The 3,109-nt window shown below is 61.5% G+C and carries 2 protein-coding genes; both read left to right on the forward strand.

Annotated features, from left to right (window positions below; genetic code table 11):
• The first annotated feature begins 416 nt into the window (after positions 1 to 416).
• Complete coding sequence (locus NW844_RS09490) at positions 417 to 2,123, forward strand: SulP family inorganic anion transporter (protein ID WP_414335145.1); 1,707 nt, start codon at positions 417 to 419, stop codon at positions 2,121 to 2,123.
• A 94-nt stretch (positions 2,124 to 2,217) separates the two neighbouring features.
• A complete protein-coding gene (locus tag NW844_RS09495) occupies positions 2,218 to 3,030 on the forward strand; it encodes a DUF6671 family protein (RefSeq protein WP_414335146.1) in 813 nt (270 codons plus the stop codon).
• Positions 3,031 to 3,109: the final 79 nt, after the last annotated feature.

The following is a 3,109-nucleotide window of genomic DNA, read 5'->3' on the forward strand; positions in this document are numbered from 1 at the left end:
GGCAGAGCCCTCCCGACAATCACGCTCATGGCGTATTCCAGGTAGGACTGCGCCATCTCCCGCTGCAGATCGGTGGAGATGATGCGTGCGGTCAATTCGTTGTCGCTCATGGGGTGGGGGTAGAGGTGAGGGATCCCGGCCGGCTTGGGCGCGGGCAGGGTGCAAGGTCAGAAGGTTGTTGCCCGCCAACAGTCGGCAACCTAGGGCAGTAACCCCAAATCCAGGTGTTTCCAGTCTACCATTCTGGGGTAGAGCGGCTGTCGGCAGGCAGCTCTGCTTGGCAGAGAGAGTTTCCCAAACTCGGCGCCGAAAGGGGATCCCTGAAGAAACTTATAGATAGAAATCTATTCTCTAGTCTAGTCTTTATGGTAACGCTCAATGGTAGCCTACCTACATAGTGTCGAGAGCGGTGGAGCATGCTGCAGCAAGCGAAAGAAGAGCAGGCCGGCGGTAGGAGATTTCTGGATTGGCAGCGGCGGCTAAGCCTAGAAAACTGGCGTGGGGATCTCTTCGGCGGCCTGACGACGGCGATTGTTTCCTTGCCGATGGCTTTGGCCTTTGGGGTGGCTTCCGGGGCGGGGCCGGTGGCAGGTTTGTACGGGGCGGTGTGTGTGGGCTTTTTTGCCGCCCTGTTCGGCGGTACCCCCACCCTTATCTCTGAACCCACCGGGCCGATGACGGTGATGATGACGGCGGTGGTTGCCAAGGTTACCGCCAGCTATCCGGATCAGGGGTTGGGGCCAGCTTTTACCGTGGTCATGCTGGGGGGCCTGTTTCAAATTTTGTTTGGATCCCTGAAGCTGGGCAAGTACATCACCCTCATGCCCTACAGCGTCATCTCCGGCTTTATGTCGGGAATTGGCTGGATCATGATTTTGCTGCAGATCCCGCCGCTGTTGGGCCACGCCAGCCAGGGGGGAGTGATCGGGTCGGTGCAGAACCTGCCGACCTACCTGCTTAACCTCAAGGTGCCGGAACTGGGGTTGGGGCTGCTGACGCTGGCCATCCTCTTTTTCTATCCCAAGCCCTGGCGACGGGCGGTGCCGCCCCAGTTGGTGGCCCTGGTGCTGGGAACGCTGGTGGCCAACTGGTTCATGGCTGACTGGGAGTTGCGGCGCATTGGCCCCATTCCCACCGGCCTGCCTCAGGTGCAATGGCCGCAGTTGCCCTTTTCATCTTTGGCCAGCTTGGTGTTGGACGGGGTGGTGCTGGGCATGCTGGGCTGCATCGACACCCTCTTGACGGCGGTGATTGCCGACAACCTCACCCGCACCCGCCACGACTCTGACCAAGAGCTGATCGGGCAGGGGATCGCCAACCTGGTCTCCGGCTTCCTGGGGGGCTTGCCGGGAGCGGGGGCGACCATGGGCACGGTGGTGAATATCCAGTCAGGTGGGCGTACCCCTTTAGCCGGCATCACCCGCGCCCTCATCCTCTTGATGGTGGTGCTGTTTGCCGCTCCCCTCACCCAAGGGATCCCGATGGCGGTGCTGGCGGGGATCGCCTTTAAGGTGGGGGTGGATATCCTCGACTGGAGCTTCCTGAAGCGGGCCCACCGCCTCTCCCTCAAAGGGGCGGCCATCATGTACGGGGTGATGTTCATGACGGTGTTCGTGGATCTCATCGCCGCCGTGGGAGTGGGGGTGTTTGTGGCCAATTTGCTCACCATCCAGCGCTTGAGCGAGCTGCAGTCGGAAGAGGTGAAAGCCATTACCGATGCCGATGATGCGGTGGATCTCACGCCGCGGGAAAAGGAATTGCTGCGCCAGGGCCGCGGCCAGGTGCTGCTGTTTTACCTGAGCGGCCCGATGATCTTCGGGGTTTCCCAGGCCATTTCCCGCCAACACCAGGCGGTGGCTTCTTGCCAAGCTTTGGTGGTGGATCTGTCGGATGTGCCGATGCTGGGGGTTTCGGCGACGCTCTCTCTGGAAAATGCCATTCGTGAGGCCCTAGATCGCGGCAAGCAGGTGTGGATTGTCGGGGCCAGGAGCCGGATCCGACAGCGCTTGGAAAGCCTACGTTTGCCCTTGCCGGCAGAGCGGTTTGTGGAGAGCCGGGAGGCCGCTTTGGCCGAGGCCGTCGCCCAGTTGGGCTTGGCGGCAGAACCCAGTCCCCTGGTTTGAGCCATCCGATGAGCCCAACAATAAAGCTGTAGACTTCGTTTGCCGGATCGGGGTCGGGCCTGAGTCTATGCAATGGAAAGGTCGGGTTGCCTACTTGGCAACCCTGCATCGCAAGGAGCAAGTGATTGGCCCCCTCTTGGCCCAACACCTGGGGATCCAGGTGCAAGTGATACCTCTCGACACCGACCAACTGGGCACCTTCTCACGGGAGCGGCCCCGACCGGGGGATCCCATCCACACCCTGCGCCTGAAGATTGAGAGAGCCCGCCAAGTTTGTCCTGCCCCCTTGCTTTTGGCCAGCGAGGGATCTTTCGGCCCCCACCCCCAGCTTCCCTGGATCCCTTGGAACCAGGAGTGGGTCATGCTCAAGGTTTTTGAACCTGACGCGGATCCCTTGGAGCTGGTGGGCTACGCAGAAAGCACCCAAACCAATTTCAGCCATCGCTGGGTGCAGAGCTGGGCAGAAGCGCTCGACTTTGCCCGACAGGTGGGGTTCCCACAGCACGGCCTGATCGCCCTCGACCGGCCGGAAAAGCCCCAAGTTATCCACAAAGGGATCCAAGACGAAGCAACCCTAAAGCAGGTGGTGGAGGAGCTGCTGGCCCGCCAGGGAGGGCTGCACCTGGAAACCGATATGCGGGCCCTGTACAACCCAACCCGCCTGCAGGTGATTGCGGCAGCCACCCAAAACCTCATCGCCAAAGCCCAAAGCCTCTGCCCCGCCTGCGGCACTCCCGGCTACTGGCGCATCCGTTCCATCTCGGGGCTGCCCTGCGGCCAGTGTGGTGCCCCCACCCCTGTAACCAAGGCGTGGGTGTATGGCTGTGCCCGCTGTTCCCACACCCACACCGAGCCTGTGGCAGAGACCTGGGCAGATCCGGCTCAGTGCGCCTTTTGTAACCCCTAGCTTCCCGGCGCCCGCTCCAACTTGCTCGATGTCTTCCAGGGCAAGGCTTGGGAAACTTCCCATCAAAAAAGGGATCCGC

The organism is Synechococcus sp. H55.2, assembly GCF_047462495.1.
Taxonomy (GTDB): Bacteria; Cyanobacteriota; Cyanobacteriia; order Thermostichales; family Thermostichaceae; genus Thermostichus.

Excerpts from the sequence above, each read along its gene's own strand:
- NW844_RS09490 (WP_414335145.1), top strand. The coding sequence starts at position 417 with ATGCTGCAGCAAGCGAAAGAAGAGCAGGCCGGCGGTAGGAGATTTCTG.